General features: G+C 64.1%; 1 protein-coding gene. It reads right to left on the bottom strand.

Annotated elements, in window-relative coordinates:
- Window positions 1–1,109 (bottom strand): Hint domain-containing protein (locus A2I95_RS41165; protein WP_291738050.1); only part of this gene is annotated, 1,109 nt, incomplete at both ends.

Raw genomic sequence — 1,109 nt, 5'->3', positions numbered from 1 at the left:
GTCTGTGTTCAGCGCAGCGCCGTGCATCACCGGGCATTTTCCTGCGGGGGTATTTCCGTCCATATTCTTCTCCGATCGTGGCTTTAAATAGTTGAACTGCCTCGTGGCCCAGAATCGCAGCCTCGGACGCGCTCAGATTGCGGCGGGCATAAGCGCCATAGGCCAGCGGGTTGCGCTCCAACTCAGGCTGCAGATGGAACAACCGTGCCCGGTCACAGTCGCTGAGCGCCGTCAACGACGCATTAGAGGGGTGAAAGCTTTCGGTCTCGACCCCATTGGCCCAAAGCACCTGGTGGTTTGCCAGCATGATATGGATATAGGTCGCCTGCCGCACCGAGGCGTCGGGCAGAATGGTGCGGCCGTTGACCAGATCGCCGGCGGCGACCAGCACTTCGGGCGTATTGAACAGCGCCCGCACCCGGTCGCCGCGCAACAGCATCCGGTGATCCGGCGAGACCAGCAGCTCCCGCTCTGGGCGGTCGATGCCCAAGGCCCCGGCGTGAATGCGGATCGGGCGCAGCCGCGGCATCACAAACAATCGTGCGCCGCTGATCCGGCGGGAGCCGATCCAGAGGATTTCCTGGGCGCCATTGTCGCGGGTCTGCACCTTTTCGCCCTCGCGCAGCCGCTCAACCCGCTTCGGGCCGCCGGGTGTTGCGATCAAAGTGCCCGGGGTAAAGCAGATCACACCGGTTTCGCCCTGCGGACGGTCGGCGCTGACCGTTCCCAGCGAATGATGCACCACCCACAGATCAGCACCGCGCGGCGGCAGCTCGTCGACGAACATCAAAAGCGGGCGCTGGCCCGGCCCCACCTCTATGAGAGTCACAGTGAAACTTTGCACGCCGTTGGTCACAACAAAGCTGCTGTCCATCAGCGGCTCGTCCACCTTGACCGAATCGACATCGGTCCGGTTTTGAACGGCCGCACCGACCAGCCGACGCACTGACCGTGCCGCCCGGCGGCGCAAATCTGCCTCGCCATTTGCCATGTCCAGCCGCAACAGCTCTGCCGGCCCGTCCACCCGCACAGCATCGCCATGCCAGGACCAAGCCGCCCCTACATCAAGAGCGTCAACCGGTGCGGCCGGTAGGCCGTCAATCTCGGTT

The organism is Leisingera sp. F5 (assembly GCF_001593695.1).
This window is presented reverse-complemented; position numbering and strand designations above follow the sequence as displayed.